17 protein-coding genes are annotated in these 17,270 nt (G+C 62.7%); 1 reads left to right on the top strand and 16 read right to left on the bottom strand.

What is annotated here, in order from left to right; translation table 11 throughout:
* Positions 1-383: 383 nt before the first annotated feature.
* From rpsO to rimP, 8 genes are all read right to left on the bottom strand, one after another.
* Complete coding sequence (gene rpsO, locus NKH01_RS12680) at positions 384-722, bottom strand: 30S ribosomal protein S15 (RefSeq protein ID WP_502912619.1); 339 nt, start codon at positions 720-722, stop codon at positions 384-386.
* Between the two features lie 113 nt (positions 723-835).
* Entirely contained in the window at positions 836-1,930 is a 1,095-nt protein-coding gene (corA, locus tag NKH01_RS12675; RefSeq protein ID WP_023719558.1) for a magnesium/cobalt transporter CorA, read from the bottom strand.
* Positions 1,931-2,076: 146 nt separating this feature from the next.
* Complete coding sequence (truB, locus tag NKH01_RS12670) at positions 2,077-3,036, bottom strand: tRNA pseudouridine(55) synthase TruB (RefSeq protein WP_352716714.1); 960 nt, start codon at positions 3,034-3,036, stop codon at positions 2,077-2,079.
* Positions 3,036-3,461 (bottom strand): 30S ribosome-binding factor RbfA, encoded by a 426-nt coding sequence (gene rbfA / locus NKH01_RS12665; RefSeq protein ID WP_292653998.1) that lies wholly within the window; start codon positions 3,459-3,461, stop codon positions 3,036-3,038. Before rbfA ends, truB begins: the two co-directional genes overlap by 1 nt.
* 124 nt (positions 3,462-3,585) lie before the next feature.
* Entirely contained in the window at positions 3,586-6,153 is a 2,568-nt protein-coding gene (gene infB / locus NKH01_RS12660) for a translation initiation factor IF-2 (RefSeq protein ID WP_023719561.1), read from the bottom strand.
* On the bottom strand, positions 6,150-6,800 hold the full coding sequence (locus NKH01_RS12655; RefSeq protein ID WP_023719562.1) for an RNA-binding protein: 651 nt from the start codon (positions 6,798-6,800) through the stop codon (positions 6,150-6,152). Before NKH01_RS12655 ends, infB begins: the two co-directional genes overlap by 4 nt.
* A gap of 38 nt (positions 6,801-6,838) precedes the next feature.
* Entirely contained in the window at positions 6,839-8,434 is a 1,596-nt protein-coding gene (nusA, locus tag NKH01_RS12650; RefSeq protein WP_023719563.1) for a transcription termination factor NusA, read from the bottom strand.
* A 46-nt stretch (positions 8,435-8,480) separates the two neighbouring features.
* The gene (rimP, locus tag NKH01_RS12645; protein ID WP_023719564.1) at positions 8,481-9,113 is read right to left on the bottom strand and encodes a ribosome maturation factor RimP; all 633 of its coding nucleotides are present in this window, start codon (positions 9,111-9,113) and stop codon (positions 8,481-8,483) included.
* 283 nt (positions 9,114-9,396) lie between these two features.
* Between rimP and NKH01_RS12640 the strand changes: the two genes are divergently transcribed.
* Positions 9,397-9,561: a hypothetical protein gene (locus NKH01_RS12640; protein WP_023719565.1), complete on the top strand. Its 165-nt coding sequence runs from the start codon at positions 9,397-9,399 to the stop codon at positions 9,559-9,561.
* 46 nt (positions 9,562-9,607) lie between these two features.
* Here the strand turns inward: NKH01_RS12640 and trmB are convergent, their stop codons facing one another.
* The 8 genes from trmB to NKH01_RS12600 all read right to left on the bottom strand — a co-directional run bounded on the left by trmB (position 9,608) and on the right by NKH01_RS12600 (position 17,245).
* Positions 9,608-10,309, bottom strand: coding sequence for a tRNA (guanine(46)-N(7))-methyltransferase TrmB (trmB, locus tag NKH01_RS12635; RefSeq protein ID WP_352493771.1), 702 nt, complete (start codon positions 10,307-10,309; stop codon positions 9,608-9,610).
* A gap of 11 nt (positions 10,310-10,320) precedes the next feature.
* A complete protein-coding gene (gene metK, locus NKH01_RS12630) occupies positions 10,321-11,610 on the bottom strand; it encodes a methionine adenosyltransferase (protein ID WP_352908610.1) in 1,290 nt (429 codons plus the stop codon).
* Between the two features lie 300 nt (positions 11,611-11,910).
* Positions 11,911-12,330: a helix-turn-helix domain-containing protein gene (locus tag NKH01_RS12625; protein ID WP_352493770.1), complete on the bottom strand. Its 420-nt coding sequence runs from the start codon at positions 12,328-12,330 to the stop codon at positions 11,911-11,913.
* Positions 12,331-12,467: 137 nt separating this feature from the next.
* Positions 12,468-14,054: an apolipoprotein N-acyltransferase gene (gene lnt / locus NKH01_RS12620; RefSeq protein WP_352483239.1), complete on the bottom strand. Its 1,587-nt coding sequence runs from the start codon at positions 14,052-14,054 to the stop codon at positions 12,468-12,470.
* 93 nt (positions 14,055-14,147) lie between these two features.
* Entirely contained in the window at positions 14,148-14,618 is a 471-nt protein-coding gene (locus NKH01_RS12615; RefSeq protein WP_352846975.1) for a VOC family protein, read from the bottom strand.
* Between the two features lie 17 nt (positions 14,619-14,635).
* Entirely contained in the window at positions 14,636-15,709 is a 1,074-nt protein-coding gene (locus NKH01_RS12610; protein WP_352483241.1) for a hemolysin family protein, read from the bottom strand.
* Positions 15,710-15,737: 28 nt separating this feature from the next.
* A complete protein-coding gene (ybeY, locus tag NKH01_RS12605) occupies positions 15,738-16,235 on the bottom strand; it encodes an rRNA maturation RNase YbeY (protein WP_353020354.1) in 498 nt (165 codons plus the stop codon).
* Positions 16,236-16,252: 17 nt separating this feature from the next.
* Positions 16,253-17,245 (bottom strand): PhoH family protein, encoded by a 993-nt coding sequence (locus tag NKH01_RS12600; protein ID WP_023719573.1) that lies wholly within the window; start codon positions 17,243-17,245, stop codon positions 16,253-16,255.
* Positions 17,246-17,270 lie beyond the last annotated feature (25 nt).

The raw sequence follows: 17,270 nt of genomic DNA, 5'->3' as shown, positions 1-17,270 counted from the left end.
CCGCGCCGTTGCAGCGTGCGCGGATGCCCCTTTCCCTTGGCTTCCTTTCTCGGGCAGCCACGGGCAAGACAACGGGAAGCTCGGCTATTCGGCGCATTTGCCGCGCGAGCGTCCTGCAATCCTGCCCCATGACCGTCCATGGGCGGTTTCGAGTGGCCCTCTGCTGTTTCGAAACCGGGTTGGCCAATCGATCCGACTGGCCTTGCGCGTGAACCCGAAAACCAGGTTTTCGGAAAGTATCCTGCGCAAATCTAAAACTTCAGAGCGTCCTTTGCGCATCCAAACCGGTGCGCGGCGCTCTGCTTTCTTCATTGGAGCCTTGGATGATCCGATGCTCCAATGCGCGACCGGCGGGCTCTCGAAAGAACCCGCCGGTCAATTCGTCAACGGCGCAGACCGAGCTTCTCGATCAGCGTCTGATAGCGCGCGTCGTCCTTGCGCTTGAGATAATCAAGCAGGCTGCGGCGCTGGGAAACGAGAGCGAGCAGGCCACGGCGGGAATGGTTATCCTTCTTGTGGTCCTTGAAATGATCGGTCAGGTTCTTGATGCGCTCGGAAAGGATGGCCACCTGGACTTCCGGAGACCCGGTATCGCCCTTGGCGGTTGCGAATTCGCCCATCAATTCCTTCTTGCGTTCGGCAGTAATCGACATCGTGTTTTTCCTTGTCTGTTTGAGGAAACGGGACGCCCTCAGCCGGGATGTCGTCCAGCAGGGGCCGATGCAAGCAACGCGTCAAAGCGCGAAGCTGCGGCGCATATAGTGCAATTCCGACAAAAAGGCCAGCCCAATTCACAAGCCGGCTTTTTGCTGCATAAACGGGCACTTCCGCATGGTCAGAGCCATTTCTTCCATTTGAAGTATGCGTAGAGCCCGACCGCAACAATCGCCATGAAGACGAGCGACAGGGGATAGCCGTAATAGGCTTTCAGCTCCGGCATGTTCCAGGGCGAGGTGTCGGGGTCGAAATTCATGCCCCATACGCCGACGAGAAAGGTGAGCGGCATGAAGATCACCGAGACGATGGTCAAATAGCTGATGACGTCGTTGGTGCGCGCCTGGCTGAGCGACAGGTGCATCTCGATCAGGCCGGTCAGCATATCGCGCTGGGTTTCGACCAGTTCGATCAATCGCAGCGAATGATCCAGCGTGTCGTTCAGGAATAATTTGGTTTCGGCCTTCACATAAGAGACGTCGTTGCGGATCATGGTCGCCAGCGCGTCGCGCATCGGCCAAAGCACGCCCTTCAGCACATTGGCGTCGCGCCGCAATTCGTGAAGCTGCCGCATCTGGTGCTTGTGCGCCTGGTTCAGCATCTGGTCCTCGATGCTGTCGACCAATTCGCCGGCAGCCTCGATCGGCGGGAAATAGCTGTCGACGATGGCGTCGATCAAAGCATAGGCGAGATAGTCGGCGCCGCGCGAGCGCAAGCGGTTGGGCACCGAGCTCGCGATCCGCTTGCGCACGGGATCGAATGGGTCGCCTTCGCGCTCCTGGAAGGTGACGACGAAGTTCTTGCCGAAGAAGACGGCGATCTGTTCGTAACGATGGGCGGTGACATCGTCGATCATCCTGACGACGACAAAGGCATGGTCCTCGAAGAAATCCACCTTGGGCCGCTGACCGGTGTTGACGACATCTTCCAGCGCCAGCGGATGCAGGTTGAAGATCCCGCCGATCTCCTCGATCAGCTGGATGTTGGCGAGGCCTGTGCAGTCGAGCCAGATGATCGGCCAATTGTGGCAATGGGTGTTGACGTCGTCGATGCTGGCATTGTCGATCGTCTTGAACTTCTCAGGCGAGATCAATGTCAGCCTGAGCTCGGAGCGGCGCGCCGCCGGGTCGGCGATCAGCGTGCCCGGCGAAGCCCCGACCGGTGGCCGCCGTGTTTTGAGCGCCGCTCGCTTGTTGACCGTGTCAGCCTTTGCCATGTGCCCCCTCGAGTGCAGCGTCGAACGGCACTACAGCACAGCGCATCCTTTCGGACGACAAACGACGCCGTAGCCCTGTTGATTTAGCGCATGATCCTTTCCCAAAATAGAATCCGGTTTGGAGATCATGCGCCGGGCGACAGCTGTTACCCGACAAAGACCCGCTTTGGCTTGAACATGCCTTGCTCGATGGCGCCGATGGCGACCAGCTTGCCGCGCGCGGTGGCGCAGGCCTCCTCAGCTTCTACCGGCGCGTCACGGCCGCGAATGATGACCGGATTGCCGAGGCGGATTTTGGTTGCCGCATCGTCGCTGATCGCAACCTGCGGCAAGCATTCGAGCGCCGCGGCGGTGTCGACCAGAAGTGCATCGATGGCACCGAAGTCGATCGGCGCGTCCGCTGCTTGCGAAGCGTCCTCGCTCTGTTCGCCGAAGCGGGCGGCCTCCAGCTCGGCCAAGGTGACGAAATCTTCCTGCGTGAACGGCTCGACCTCGACCCGCCGCAGCTCGGCGATGTGACCAAAACAGCCAAGGTCGCGCCCCATGTCGCGCGCCAGCGAGCGGACATAGGTGCCCTTGCCGCATTCGACCTCGAAGATGGTGCGATCGGCCATGTGCTCGACCAGGTCGAGCCGGCCGATCTCGACCTCGCGTGCCGGAATGTCGACCGTCTCGCCGTCGCGGGCAAGGTCGTAGGCGCGCTCGCCGGCGATCTTGATCGCTGAGAATTGCGGCGGTGTCTGCATGATCACGCCGGTATATTTCGAAAGCAGCGCCAGCACTTCGGATTCCGCCGGACGGAGGTCTGAGCTTTTGGTCGCCGCGCCTTCGAGGTCGTCGGTCGAACGCTCCTCGCCCCAGGCAACGGTGAAGCGGTAGACCTTGGCGCCGTCCTGGACGTAAGGCACAGTCTTCGTCGCCTCGCCAAGCGCGATCGGCAGCATGCCCGACGCCAGCGGGTCGAGCGTGCCGGCATGGCCGGCCTTTTCCGCCTGGAACAGCCATTTGATCTTGGAGACGGCTTCGGTCGAGCCCATGCCGACCGGCTTGTCCAGTACCAGCCAGCCCGAGATCGGCCGGCCCTTCTTCTTGCCGCGGCGCGCCACTATTCGCTATCCTTCCGGTCGTCTTTGTCTTTGTCGTCGGCGCTGAGATCGCGCGCCACTTCGGGCGAGTGCAGCAATTCGTTGATCTTCTGGAAATTGTCGTAGCTGGTATCGAGCCGGAAGCGGAATTCCGGCATGTACTTCATCTGCCGAAGGGCGCCGGAGACGCGGCCGCGGACGAACTTCGCATGCTTGTTGAGCGCTTCGACCACCGCACCGGCATCCTTGGCGCCGAGCGGCGAGACGAAGGCGGTGGCGATCTTCAGATCGGGCGACATGCGCACTTCGGAGACCGAGACCACTGTGTTCTCGATCAGCGGATCGAGGATCTCGCCGCGCTGCAAGGTTTCGGATAGCGCATGGCGCACCTGCTCGCCGACGCGCAGCATGCGCTGGGATGGGCCTGACGGGGTCGAACGGGGCATTTTCCTCGGTCCTGAAATCGTGAAGCGCGGGATGGAACCGCGCCGCATGTCTCATATGGTTTGGGCGGCGGCCTTTCGACCACCGCCCGGTCTCAATAGATGCTCGAACTCAAGACGCTCGAACTCAGAGCGTCCTGGTTACCATCTCGACGCGGAAGCACTCGATGACGTCACCGACGCGCATGTCCTCGTAGTTCTGGAAGGCCATGCCGCATTCCTGACCGCCCGGAACTTCCGAAACCTCGTCCTTGAAGCGCTTCAGGGTCTTCAGCGTGCCTTCGTGGATGACGACGTTGTCGCGGATCAGGCGCACGCCCGCACCCCGCTCGACCTTGCCTTCGGTGACACGGCAGCCGGCGATCTTGCCGACCTTGGTGATGTCGAAGATCTCGAGGATCTCGGCATTGCCGATGAAGGTCTCGCGACGCTCCGGTGATAGCAGGCCGGAGAGCGCCGCCTTAACGTCATCGACGAGATTGTAGATGATCGAATAGTAGCGGATCTCGATGCCTGCCGCAGCCGCGGCCGCACGCGCCTGCACATTGGCACGAACGTTGAAGCCGATGATCGCAGCCCCCGAGGTCTCCGCCAGCGACACGTCGCTTTCGGTGATGCCGCCGGCGCCCGCATGGACGATGCGGGCGCGCACCTCGTCGGTGCCGAGATTGTCGAGCGCCGCGTTGATCGCCTCGATCGAGCCCTGCACGTCGCCCTTGATGACCAGCGGGAATTCCTTCAATCCGCTGGTCTGCAATTGCGACATCATCTGTTCAAGCGAGCCGCGCTGGCCGGCATGCCTGGCCACCGCCTTCTCGCGCGCCAGACGTTGGCGATATTCGGTGATCTCGCGGGCGCGGGCTTCGTTGTTGACAACGGCGAAGCGGTCGCCGGCCAGCGGCGTACCTTGCAGACCGAGGACTTCCACCGGCATTGCCGGCGGCGCTTCCTTGACCTGATCGCCGCGATCGTTGACCAGCGCGCGCACCCGGCCCCACTCGTTGCCGGCGACGAGAATGTCGCCCGGCATCAGCGTGCCGGTCTGCACCAGCACGGTTGCGACTGGGCCGCGGCCCTTGTCGAGCTGGGCTTCGATGACAACGCCTTCGGCGGTGCGGTCCGGATTGGCCTTCAGGTCGAGGATTTCGGCCTGCAGCAGGATCGCTTCGAGCAACTTGTCGAGATTGATGCCCTTGGTCGCCGACACCTCGACATCCAGCACCTCGCCGCCCATGGATTCGACGAACACCTCATGGCGCAGCAGTTCCGAGCGCACCTTCTGCGGGTCGGCGTCGTGCTTGTCGATCTTGTTGATCGCCACGATGATCGGAACGCCGGCCGCCTTGGCGTGGTTGATCGATTCGATCGTCTGCGGCATCACGCTGTCGTCGGCCGCCACCACCAGGATGGCGATATCGGTCGCCTGGGCACCGCGGGCACGCATCGCCGTGAAGGCGGCGTGGCCGGGCGTGTCGATGAAGGTAATCTTGTTACCGTTCTTCTCGACCTGATAGGCGCCGATATGCTGCGTAATGCCACCGGCTTCGCCGGACACCACGTTGGCATTTCGGATGGCATCGAGCAACGAGGTCTTGCCGTGATCGACATGGCCCATGATGGTTACCACCGGCGGACGCGGCTGCAGGTCCTCGGGACGATCGGCGATGTTGAACAAGCCCTCTTCGATGTCGGACTCGGCGACGCGGCGGACCGTGTGGCCAAATTCGGTCGCGACGAGTTCGGCCGTGTCGGCGTCGATGACGTCGCCAGGCTTCAGGATCTGGCCCTGCTTCATGAAGAACTTGACCACGTCGACAGCGCGCTCGGACATGCGCTGCGCCAGCTCCTGGATGGTGATGGTTTCGGGCAGGATCACTTCACGCATGACTTTCTCGCGTGGCTCATTATGCAACGCGCGCTTGAATTTCTCCTGACGGCGGCGCATCGACGACAGCGAGCGGGCGCGCGCATCCTCGTCGGAAAGCGCCGAATTCAGCGTCAGCTTGCCGCGGCGGCGGTCTTCCTCGCCCTTGGTCGGTTTGGCCGGACGCGCCACTTCGGGCGTGACCAGACGGCGCACTGGTGCGCCGGCACCGGTCCGCTTCGGCTTGACCTCTTCCTCGTCATCGACTGTCGCCAGTTCGGCGGCCAGCGGCGCACGGCGGCGTGCCTCTTCCTCGGCACGGCGGCGGGATTCAGCCTCGGCTTGCAGCCGTGCCTCTTCCTCGGCCTGACGGCGAGCCGATTCCTCGCGCTCGCGGCGGCGGCGCTCCTCGTCCTCGCTGCGGCGCTTGGCCTCCTCGATGGCGCGTTGGCGATCCTCGACGTCACGGACCTTCGAGCCCTCGAGAGCCCGGCGGCGTGCTTCCATTTCCTGGCGCGACAACTCGTTCAGCACCATGCCGCCGCGTTCGACCGGCGGCGGAGGCGGCGGCGCCTTGGGGGCTTCCTGCACGGCAGGCGCTGCCGCGACCGGCTTCGGCGTGAAGACGGACACAGGCGCTGCCGCCGGCTCCGGCTTGTCGCCGGGCAGCGAGAACTTGCGCTTCTTGGTCTCGACAACCACCGATTTGGTGCGGCCGTGCGAGAAGTTCTGGCGCACCGTGCCCTGTTCCATACCGGGGCGCTTCAGCGTCAAGGTCTTCTTCGGCGTAACACTCAGCGTCTTGTCGTCGCCCGATTTCGTATCGCTCATTCCATATCCTCTGCGGCATCATCTTCGTCAGCAACGGCCGCAAGCATTGCCAGATCGTCCGGGGAACCGCCCCGATATCGGTCGAGCGCAACCATGCGCTTCTGGACCGCCCTGCCCGCGTCTCCCGCGAGAACGGCAGCATGTATCACATTTGTACCCCCCAATGCCAAGCTCAACTCGGCCTCGGAGAAAAGTTTGTAAGCGCGGATCGCAGGCCCGCCGAGGTGGACGGTTGCCCGTCGCGCCTGGCTTATCTTGCGGACGCCATCGTCGGAAGCCTCGGTCGCGTGGAGCACGAAAAGTGCAAGTCCGCCGCGCACGGCGCTCTCGACCTTGGTCGCTCCGAGCGCTATGGCGCCCGCCTTGCGGGCCAGGCCAAGCATGCCCAGAGCGGACCTGGAAAGCAGCGCGTCGACCATGCCGCCAAGATCGGCTGGCACGGTCACCTGCGCCTTAAAAGCACGGGCAAACAGGTTTTTCGCCGCTGCCTTGTCTATATGTAGGCGGTCGGCGGTCACCCAGCAACCGCGGCCGGGCAGGTTTCTCTTGATGTCCGGAACGACGGCCGAATCCGGGCCGACGACGAAACGGATCAGCTCATCCGGTTCGGCTTGCCTGCGGGTGACGATGCAGGTGCGATCGTTCATCTCGTCCAAGGGCGGGTTCGGTGCGATGCGGTTTCACCTCACGCACCGACGGTTTCGTCAGCCGGCACGCCCTCGGCGGCAAGCTCGTCTTCGGTGATCCAGCCAGCCTTCAGGCGAGCGGCCAAGACCATTTGCTCGGCATCGGCGCGCGACACGCCGTGGTTGGCGAGCACACCCGGGAATACCTTCGTCTCGCCGTCCTTGCGTTCCTTCCAGCCGGTCAGGTCGTCGGCGGCGTAGCCGGCGAAATCCTCGATCGTCTTCACGCCGTCCTCGCCGAGCGTCACCATCATGGCGGTGGTGATGCCGGGAATCTCGCGCAGCTCGTCCTTAACGCCGAGCGCCTTGCGCTTCTCGTCATGCTCGGCTTCGATCTTCTCCAGATATTCGCGGGCGCGGGTCTGGATCTCCGAAGCCGTGTCCTCGTCGAAGCCGTCGATCGACGCGATTTCGCCGGAATCGACATACGCGACCTCCTCGACGCTGGTGAAGCCTTCGGAAGCGAGCACCTGGCCGACCATCTCGTCGACGTCGAGGGCTTCCATGAACAGCGACGACCGTTCAACGAATTCCTTCTGGCGCCGTTCGCTCTCTTCCTGCTCGGTCAGGATGTCGATATCCCAGCCGGTGAGCTGCGAGGCAAGACGGACGTTCTGGCCGCGGCGACCGATGGCCAGCGACAGCTGGTCGTCGGGGACGACGACCTCGATGCGCTCGGCATCCTCGTCGAGCACGACCTTGGCGACTTCCGCCGGCTGCAATGCATTGACGATGAAGGACGCGGCCGAGGGCGACCACGGAATGATGTCGATCTTCTCGCCCTGCAATTCGCCGACGACCGCCTGGACGCGGCTGCCGCGCATGCCGACGCAGGCACCGACCGGATCGATGGAGCTGTCACGGGAGATGACAGCGATCTTGGCGCGCGAACCCGGATCGCGGGCGACCGACTTGATCTCGATGATACCGTCGTAGATTTCCGGCACTTCCATGGTGAACAGTTTCGCCATGAACTGCGGATGGGTGCGCGACAGGAATATCTGCGGGCCGCGTTGTTCGCGGCGCACGTCATAGACGTAGGCGCGGACGCGATCGCCATATTTATAGTTTTCGCGCGGGATCAGCTCGTCCCGGCGGATAATCGCCTCGCCGCGGCCGAGATCGACGATGACGTTGCCGTATTCGACACGCTTGACGGTGCCGTTGACGATCTCGCCGATACGGTCCTTGTACTCGTCATATTGCCGGTCGCGCTCGGCCTCGCGCACCTTCTGCACGATGACCTGCTTGGCCGACTGGGCGGCGATGCGGCCGAAATCCATCGGCGGCAGCTGTTCGGCGATGAAATCGCCGAGCTGGGCGTCCGGATTGCGCTCGCGCGCCGAGGAAATGGCAATCTGCGTCGCGTAGTCGTCGACCTTCTCGACCACTTCCATCAGCCGCTGCAGCTTCATCTCGCCGGTATTCGGATTGATATCGGCCCGGATATTGGTTTCCTGGCCGTAGCGCGAGCGCGCGGCCTTCTGGATCGCATCGGCCATAGCGGCGATGACGATCGACTTGTCGATCGACTTTTCACGCGCGACCGCATCGGCGATCTGCAGCAGTTCAAGCCTGTTGGCGCTTACAACCATCTTCTTTCTCCCGAGCTTGTTGCCGACCTTACGGCCGGCAGCCCAATCACATTTCCTGTTCGGTTTCGTCTTCCGCACCCTCTGGTGCGTCTTCGGGTTCGCCGCGGCGTTTTCTGGCTTCCTTGCGCGCCCGGTTATCCTTCGACAGCGCATCGCGGATAAGATCATCGGTCAGAACCAGCCGCGCTTCGGCAATCGCATCGTAGGGAACACGCACCGTCGGCTCCTCGCCGTAAGCGGCCTTGTCGCGCTCGATCAGCACACCGTCCGCGTCGCTTTCGGCGATCTTGCCCTTGAAGCGCTTGCGGTCGGCGACGAGAACCGACGTTTCCATCTTCACCAGATGGCCGGTCCAGGCTGCAAAGTCCGATTTGCGGACCAGCGGCCTGTCGATGCCCGGCGACGACACTTCGAGATGATAAGCCTTCTCGATCGGATCATCGACATCGAGCGCCGGCGATACTGCCCGGCTGACCTCTTCACAATCCTCGACAGTCATCGTGCCGTCCTCGCGCTCGGCCATGATCTGCAGCGTCAGCCCGTTCTGGCCCGACAGATGCACACGTACCAAGCGGAAACCGATGGCGCGCAGTACCGGCTGAACGATCAGCGCGATGCGCGCATCGATGCCGCTTTCGCGGATGATGCGGTCGTCGCCTTCGCTTGCCGTCACTGTCATTCGGTCCCTGTCGTTCGATTCCTGCTTGGCCGGCAGGTAATAAAAAAGAGCGGGACCGGGTGGACCCACTCTTCGTCATACTGACCAAGAATTTGAAGCTGATATAGACGATCGTGGCCGTCGTTTCAAGCCCGTCGTGCATGACGGCAAGGCTCCGAGTCCGCAGCGCTGCGCCAAATGCATGGCGCCCATGCAGTAATCCTCCTTTGAGCACCGGCAACGCACGACTATCTATGTTGCATTGCACAATTGGAGCGCTCACTACGCTCGGAAGGATCCGATCATGAACAATCGTGGATTTTTTTCAGCCATAGGCGACTTTTTTAGCGTGTTTGGCAGCGCCGTAGCAGCGTCGCGTGCTGTGGAAAACGGTCGCAAGCCGCGTGCGAATGATCTGCGCAATCTGGGCATGGAGCCGGCAGCCTTCGATAAAATCCGCCGCTTCTAAGCCAAGTGAACAGGAGAGCCTTCGGCCGCTCAGCTCGGACTTCCTGCTATTTCCGCACAAAGGTGAGATAGGCGGGCCGTCGGCCCTCGCGAATGGCCTTGGCCTCATAGCGCGTCCCCGGCCAGCCATCATAGGGCCGACGCCAGTCGGCTGCTTCGTTTGCCTGCCACGTGAAGGCGCCATGCGCCCGGCAATGCAGCAGCGTCCAGTTCACATAGCTGTCGATGTCTGACGCAAAGTGGAACTTTCCGCCGTGCTTCAAGACGCGCGCGAAGCGGTCGAGATTGACCGGGCTGACGAAGCGCCGCTTCCAGTGCTTCTTCTTCGGCCACGGATCCGGGTAGAGAAGGTCGATGCCGTCAAGCGAAGCCTGCGGCAGCCAGTCAAGCAGGCGTGTGGCGTCGTCGTCATAGACGCGCAGATTAGCAAGCGGCCGCTCCCGGACCGCCATCATCATCTTGGCCATGCCGTTGACGAAAGGCTCGACGCCGATAAAGCCGGTCGCCTGGCTGGCCGTGGCACGGTGCAGAAGATGTTCGCCGCCGCCAAAACCGATTTCGAGCTGGACAGCGGAAACTTCGGCTTCGAAAAGGCTGCGCAGATCGGCTGGCGGTTCAACCGTCAGATCGAGCCTGTAGGCGGCGAAGCCGCTCTCCAGCGCCGCCGCCTGCTGCGGTCGGATGGTCTTGCCGCGCCGGCGACCGAAAAACGCCTCGGTCGCACGGCTTGGCCGGTCCTTCGGGTCCATAGGCGCCGTTGTTAGGCGGCGACTGCTTCGGCGACCGGTTCGGCGAGAGCGTCCTTGAGCGCCTTGGCGAGATCGGTCTTCTCCCAGGAGAAGGATCCGTCGCGGCCGGCCTTGCGGCCAAAATGGCCGTAGGACGACGTCTTGGCATAGATCGGCTTGTTGAGATCGAGGTGGCGGCGGATGCCGGACGGCGATAGGTCCATCACAGTGCGCAGTGCACGCTCGAGCTTTGCCTCGTCGACCTTGCCGGTGCCGTGGAGGTCGACGTAGATCGACAGCGGCTGGGCGACACCGATCGCATAGGAAAGCTGGATAGTGCAGCGATCGGCAAGCTTCGCGGCAACCACGTTCTTGGCGAGATAGCGCGCCGCATAGGCGGCCGAGCGGTCGACCTTGGTGGTGTCCTTGCCGGAGAAGGCGCCGCCGCCATGGGGCGCAGCCCCACCATAGGTGTCGACGATGATCTTGCGGCCGGTCAGGCCGGCGTCGCCGTCAGGTCCGCCGATGACGAACTTGCCAGTCGGGTTGATGTACCAATTGCAATTGTCGGCGATCTTCAGGTCGCCTAGTGCTTCGCGGATATAGGGCTCGACGACGTTGCGCACCTTCTTCGAATCCCACGTCTCATCGAGATGTTGGGTCGACAGCACGATCTGCGTCACTTCCGCCGCTTTGCCGTCGACATAGCGGACTGTCACCTGGCTCTTGGCATCCGGCCCGAGCCTGCCGGCATCACCGCTGCCCTCATGGCGCGCAGCGGCCAGCAATTCGAGGATCTTGTGGCTGTAATAGATCGGCGCCGGCATCAGGTCCGGCGTTTCGCGGCAGGCATAGCCAAACATGATGCCCTGATCGCCGGCTCCTTCCTCGCCTTGCCGGTCGGAAGCGTTGTCGACGCCTTGGCCGATATCCGGCGATTGGCCGTGCAGCAGGACCTCGATCTTGGCCGTCTTCCAGTGGAAGCCGGCCTGCTCGTAGCCGATTTCGCGGATTGCCTTGCGTGCGACCGACTTGAACTTGGCCGGGTTGACAATCGGATGGCCGGCCGCATCCTTCAGGATGTTGCCCTCCTTGTCCTTCTTGAGCAGCGTCTCGGGGACGCGCACTTCACCGGCGATGACAACGCGATTGGTCGTCGCGAGCGTCTCGCAGGCGACGCGGACTTTCCACGGGTCCATGCCGGTCTTTCTGGCCTCGCGGTAGACGAGATCGACAATCTCGTCGGAGATACGATCGCAGACCTTGTCGGGATGGCCCTCGGCAACGGATTCCGAGGTGAAGAAATAATTGTGCCGCGTCACGGGTGTCCCCTCTTGAAAAAATATCGGCAGGCCGCCGATTTTGGCGCGCCAGTTGTTAACGGTGCCGGGCGCCGCTCGTCAAGTCGTGCAGCCGTTCTAGCATGAATTTTGACGTTATTATCTTTGCGTCCAGAAGACGGCGGCAGGGCGCACTACCCTCATCTCTTGCACTCACAGGCTGAAGAGAACGGTTTCGTGGAAGCATGTCGAGCAAAATCGATCCGCGCGTCGGCGCATCTGCGGAATGCACATCCCACGGTGCACTCGGCCACGAGAAATTGCATGCCCGGCTACGGCCAGTCAATCGACCTCGTCGGCGGAGAGCGACTTCACAAGCTCGATGATCTTGCGACGCACTTTCACGTCGGCGATCTTGACGAAGGCGCGGTTCAGCTGGAGGCCTTCCGGGCTGCCGCAGAATTCGACGGCGGAGGTCATCGACGCATCCTCGGCAAATCCACGGTTGCCCACGGCCTCCTGACCGGGCGCATCCTCGAAAAAGAAGGCGACGGGAACGCCGAGTATCGAGGCGATTGCCTGCAAACGACTGGCGCCGACGCGATTGGTGCCTTTTTCGTACTTTTGGATCTGCTGGAACGTTATGCCGAGGTTTTCGCCCAGTTTTTCCTGACTCATTCCCAGCATATTGCGGCGAAGCCGGATGCGGCTTCCGACGTGGATGTCGATCGGATTCGGCTTTTTCTTGTTTTCTTCTGTCATTTTTTCCTCGCCGAATTTTTCCGGCTTTTTCTATTTTGCTGCCCAAACGACGCCGCGGCCCGTGCCCCAACAGAACGACCTTATCGACTTCGAGAATTTTCAGGCGCTTACAGTATGAGTTTCTAATGTGTCGGCTGTCAATTCGCCCGTAGCCTTTGCCTTACGTTCAAAATGCATGCCGCAACGGCAAGCAAAAACATGATCAGCATTCCGTTAATGCGTCGTTGGCCGGAGGAAACGATGGCTTGGTTGGAGATCGGCACACGCACATCGATGGCGCCGCGTGCGTCGATAGCCAGCGCGTCGACGATGCGACCGCGCGGGTCGACAACGGCCGAAATGCCGTTATTGGCCGCGCGCAACAGGGGCACCCCATTCTCCACCGCCCGGATCTGCGCCTGCCTGAAGTGCTGGTACGGCCCTGGCGTGTCGCCGAACCAGGCGTCATTGGTGACGTTCACAATAAGCTCGGCTGACGTAGCGTCAACCGCGACCAGATCGGGAAAGATGACCTCATAGCAAATAAACGGCAGCGCCCGGATGCCGCCGGGCAGCGTGATCGGGTGCCGCTCATTGCCGGCCGCGAAGGTCATTGGGCCGGCGACAAGCTGCTCAAGCCCGAAGCGGCCGAGCAGATCGGCGAAAGGCAGGTATTCACCAAACGGTACCAGATGAACCTTGTCGACGGCATCGACGATTTCGCCCCTTTCGTCGATCGCCACGACCGAGTTGTAGTAACGGCTTCCGGTCGCCGAGCCGCCTTCCTCGCGAACGACGCCGGCGACCAGCATCTGGCCATCGCCGAGCATCTCTCCGATGGCAGGCAAGGCATCCGGACGTTCGGTGAACAGAAACGGCACGGAGGTCTCCGGCCACAGGATCAATTGCGGCCTGTCATGGCCGGGTTCCGGCGCTTTGGCCGAAAGCCCCATCATGGTGGCGAAGATGCGGTCACGCACCGAGGCATCCCATTTTTCCGTGAGGTCGACGGCAGGCTGCACGATACGGACGTCGAGGCTGCGGGCGGCCGGCTTTTCGGGGGCGGCGAGCCTGATATAGCCGAAGCCGGCATGGGCAACGACCAGAACGACAAGCAATGCCACGCCGAGGCGAAGATGCCGGCGCGCCGCAAGCAGGGCCGGCAGTGCAAAGACGAAGACTGCAAGCGCATTCATGCCGATCATGCCGGTCACCGACACGCTCTGCATCAGCAAAGGCACCGGCATCGCCGCATAGCCAACGGCATTCCAGGGAAAGCCGGTGAACAGGAAGCCGCGCAACCATTCCGCCAGCGCAAAGCCGAAGGCGAGCGCGGCGATGCGGCCGATGTCATTGCTCCACAACAGCCGGGCAACCACGGCGGCGAAGCCATAGAAGAAGGCCAGCGCGAGGGGGATGCCAACCACCGCGAACGGCAAGGCCCAGGCGAAGCTGTCGGCCTCGACCAGAAGCGCCGAGCCAACCCACCACAGACCGGCAAGAAAGTAGCCGAAACCGAACCACCAGCCGATGGCGAAAGCCGGCAGCAAGCGTCGCAGAAAACCGTCCGAGGCTTCGCCGGTCGCGCCATCGAGAAGCCACACCAGCAGCGGGAACGAAACGAAACAGACGGCGAAGAAATCGTAAGGCGCCTGAGCGAGAACCGCCAGCGCGCCGGCAAGAAACGCCACCAGCGCGCGCCGCCAGCCCCAAAGCAGAATTATCCGGCCGGCCTGGCGCTCCATCTATGCTTCCGAGTCGTGCGAATCAGGAAGCAAGATTTATCAGGCCGCGGCCTTGGCTCCAAACCGGATAAGAGCGAACAAGTCCGCTCATAGCTATCGATGCCAGCCTTCGATCTTCAGTCCGCCCAGCCGCTCAGCCTCTTCGCGTGGGACGGAGCGGACAGTCTGGGAAAAGGTCCAGACATGGCCTTCAGGATCGCGCGCCCTGTACTGCCGTTCACCGTAGAACTGGTCGGCAGGCTCCTCGACGATCTCGGCTCCCGCCGCCCTTGCACGATCACAGTGGGCATCTATCCCGTCCTTGAGGCGCGCATAGACCGACTGCGTGTTCTTGCCTGCAACTGAAGCCGGGCTGGCTATATGGTCGGCCCATTCGGAATCGATGATGATATAGCCGTCGCCGAACCGCATCTCGGAATGGACGAGCCTGCCATCGGTATCGCTGACCACCATGCTCGGCTCGAAGCCGAAAGCCTTTTCAAGCCATGTCAATGCGGCCCGCGGATCCTGGTAGAAGACGCCGGAGCCCAGTGTCGAGTGCTTGAACGGGTCCTCAATCGGCATCGGGCGAGCCGCGTCCTTCAAGCCTGCTCGGTGCGGGCGGCGCGGCGGCGGCGCTCGCCCTTCAGGGTTTCGACTATGCGCACGCGCTTGACGCGGCGTGGGTCGGCGTCGAGCACATGGAACTCGAAGCCGGGTATGGCCTGCACCACTTCGCCGCGCGCCGGCACCCGGCCAAGCGTGTTGAAGATCATGCCGCCGATCGTGTCGACATATTCGCCGTGCTCGCCGGCGGCGAAATCCTCGCCGATCATCTTGGCGACATCGTCGATCTCGGCCTTGCCGTCGACGATGAAGACGCCTTCGCCGGCCTGGGTGATCATCGGCTCGTCGTCGTCGTGCTCGTCCTCGATGTCGCCGACCACCATCTCGACGATATCCTCGAGCGAGACGAGACCGTCGGTGCCGCCATATTCGTCGATGACCAGCGCCATCTGGGTCCGTGTCGTCTGCATCCGCCCCATCAGGTCGGAGGCGAGCATCGACGGCGGCACGAACAGCACCGGTCGGATCAGGTTGAGATCGCCGATGGTGCGCGCCAGATCGACCTGGGCGAGATCGAGAACCGTTGCGACCGCGGTTTTCCTGGTCGTCCTGCCCTTTCGGACGCGGGCGACCTTGGTGATGTGCGCCAGCACGTCGCGGATATGGACCATGCCGCGCGGGTCGTCGAGCGTCTCCGAATAGACCGGCATGCGGGAATGGCCGGACTGTTCGAAGAGCCCCAGAAGATCACCCAGCTTCGTGGTGATCTCGACCGCCTCGATGTCGGCGCGCGGCACCATGACGTCCTCGACGCGCACTTCGCGCAGACGCAGGATATTGTTGAGCATGGCGCGTTCGCCGGGCGAGAAGGATTCCGCATCGCTCGCCGTTTCGGCAAGCGCACCGGCAATCTCCTCGCGCAGGCTGGTGCCGTTGCGGTGCCTGAAAAGCCCGAGCACGCGATCGAACAGGGAAGGACCGGCAGGCGATGCCTCGCTGGCGAAGCTGCCGGTCGTGGTACTCGGACTCGAGCCCTCTTCCGTCGTTTCGGAAGGCTTGATCGCACTGCCGGCATCGGGGCGGGCGGCAGTCTCTGGTTTGTCGTTCATCATCGTCCGGTCAATTGATCTTTTGTAATTACGTGTAGGGATCGTGAATGGCAAGCCTCGCAAGTGCTGCGCGCTCTGTCGCTTCCATCAGTTCCGCTTCGGCGTCGGTTTCGTGATCGTAGCCCAGCAAATGCAGCAGGCCATGGATAACGAGATGGGAGATATGGTCCTCGACCGGCTTGTCTTCCAGTGCCGCCTCGCGCGCGACCGTCTCGGCGGCCAGCACGATGTCGCCGAGCATCGGCGGCAGCGGCCCGCCCCGGGCAAACGGAAAAGCCGGAAAAGACAGGACGTTGGTCGGCTTGTCCTTGCCGCGCCAGCCGGCATTGAGCGTGCGGATATGGGCATCGTCGGAAAAGAGGATGCTGAGCTCGGAACGCCCGTCCGCACCGGTTTCGGCAAAGGCGGCCGAGACGGCATGGTCGACCAGCCGCGTCAGCGTCGTCTCGGCGGGCCAATCTCCGGCCTCGATCGCGATATCGATCTCGACGGGAAGCGGCCCCCCCGCCTTTTGCTCCTCAGCCATGCGGCCGCATAATCATATCAGCCTTCGACACCCAAGCCCCTGGCCAGCTTGCCGTCGCGGTCGTAGGCCTTGACGATCTCGGCGACCAGCGGATGCCTGACGACGTCGCCTTCGTTGAAGCGGACCGTCACCATGCCGGTGACGCCGTCGAGGATTCTCAGCGCCTCGACCAGGCCGGACTTGGTGTTTGGCGGCAGATCGATCTGGGTCGGATCGCCGGTGACGATCATGCGCGAGTTCTCGCCGAGCCGGGTCAGGAACATCTTCATCTGCATGGGCGTGGTGTTCTGCGCCTCGTCGAGGATGACGGCAGCGTGCGCCAGCGTACGGCCGCGCATGAACGCCAGCGGCGCGATCTCGATGACCTCGGCGGCAATCGCCCGCTCGACCTTGTCGGCCGGCATCATGTCGTAGAGCGCGTCATAGAGCGGCCGCAGATAAGGATCGACCTTCTCCTTCATGTCACCCGGCAGAAAGCCAAGCCGTTCGCCGGCCTCGACCGCGGGGCGCGACAGCACGATGCGTTCGACCATGCCGCGTTCGAGCAGCATTGCCGCATGCGCCACCGCCAGATAGGTCTTTCCGGTGCCGGCCGGGCCGATGCCGAAGACGAGTTCCGACCGCTCCAGCGCGCGCATATAGGCGTCCTGGTTCAGCGAGCGGGCATAGATCGTCTTCTTGCGCGTCGATATCTGGGCGGCAGACACCTTGCCCTTGCGCTCCAGTGTCGGCAGCGTCAGTTGGTCGTCGGCGGCGATCGCCATGCGCACAGCGCCGTCGACATCGGACTGGCCGATATCGGTGCCTTTCTGCAGAATTCCGTAAAGATTGTCCAAGGCGCGGCGTGCCTGCTCGGCCGCCGAGGAAGAGCCTTTGATGGTCAATTGATTGCCGCGCGAGCGGATGTCGACGCCGAGCTTCTGCTCGAGTCTGGCCAGATTCTCGTCGAATTGGCCGTAAAGGGCGCTGGCAAGCTTGTTGTTGTCGAAAGTCAGTACGATGTGCGCCATATCCGAGGCCCCCGAGGGTAGGTTC

This window comes from Mesorhizobium sp. M1403 (genome assembly GCF_040317695.1).
Lineage (GTDB): Bacteria > Pseudomonadota > Alphaproteobacteria > Rhizobiales > Rhizobiaceae > Mesorhizobium.
The sequence above is the reverse complement of the archived record's forward strand: the minus strand, read 5'-3'. Positions and strand labels throughout refer to the sequence as shown.

Bases quoted from the DNA above. Each gene is read 5' to 3' on its own strand.
- NKH01_RS12640 (WP_023719565.1), top strand. From the start codon at position 9,397: ATGAACAATCGTGGATTTTTTTCAGCCATAGGCGACTTTTTTAGCGTG.
- NKH01_RS12625 (WP_352493770.1), bottom strand. From the start codon at position 12,330: ATGACAGAAGAAAACAAGAAAAAGCCGAATCCGATCGACATCCACGTC.
- corA (WP_023719558.1), bottom strand. From the start codon at position 1,930: ATGGCAAAGGCTGACACGGTCAACAAGCGAGCGGCGCTCAAAACACGG.
- NKH01_RS12655 (WP_023719562.1), bottom strand. From the start codon at position 6,800: ATGAACGATCGCACCTGCATCGTCACCCGCAGGCAAGCCGAACCGGAT.
- rbfA (WP_292653998.1), bottom strand. From the start codon at position 3,461: ATGCCCCGTTCGACCCCGTCAGGCCCATCCCAGCGCATGCTGCGCGTC.
- ybeY (WP_353020354.1), bottom strand. From the start codon at position 16,235: ATGGCTGAGGAGCAAAAGGCGGGGGGGCCGCTTCCCGTCGAGATCGAT.
- trmB (WP_352493771.1), bottom strand. From the start codon at position 10,309: ATGGACCCGAAGGACCGGCCAAGCCGTGCGACCGAGGCGTTTTTCGGT.
- infB (WP_023719561.1), bottom strand. From the start codon at position 6,153: ATGAGCGATACGAAATCGGGCGACGACAAGACGCTGAGTGTTACGCCG.
- NKH01_RS12610 (WP_352483241.1), bottom strand. From the start codon at position 15,709: ATGAACGACAAACCAGAGACTGCCGCCCGCCCCGATGCCGGCAGTGCG.
- NKH01_RS12615 (WP_352846975.1), bottom strand. From the start codon at position 14,618: ATGCCGATTGAGGACCCGTTCAAGCACTCGACACTGGGCTCCGGCGTC.
- NKH01_RS12600 (WP_023719573.1), bottom strand. From the start codon at position 17,245: ATGGCGCACATCGTACTGACTTTCGACAACAACAAGCTTGCCAGCGCC.
- nusA (WP_023719563.1), bottom strand. From the start codon at position 8,434: ATGGTTGTAAGCGCCAACAGGCTTGAACTGCTGCAGATCGCCGATGCG.
- rimP (WP_023719564.1), bottom strand. From the start codon at position 9,113: ATGACAGTGACGGCAAGCGAAGGCGACGACCGCATCATCCGCGAAAGC.
- lnt (WP_352483239.1), bottom strand. From the start codon at position 14,054: ATGGAGCGCCAGGCCGGCCGGATAATTCTGCTTTGGGGCTGGCGGCGC.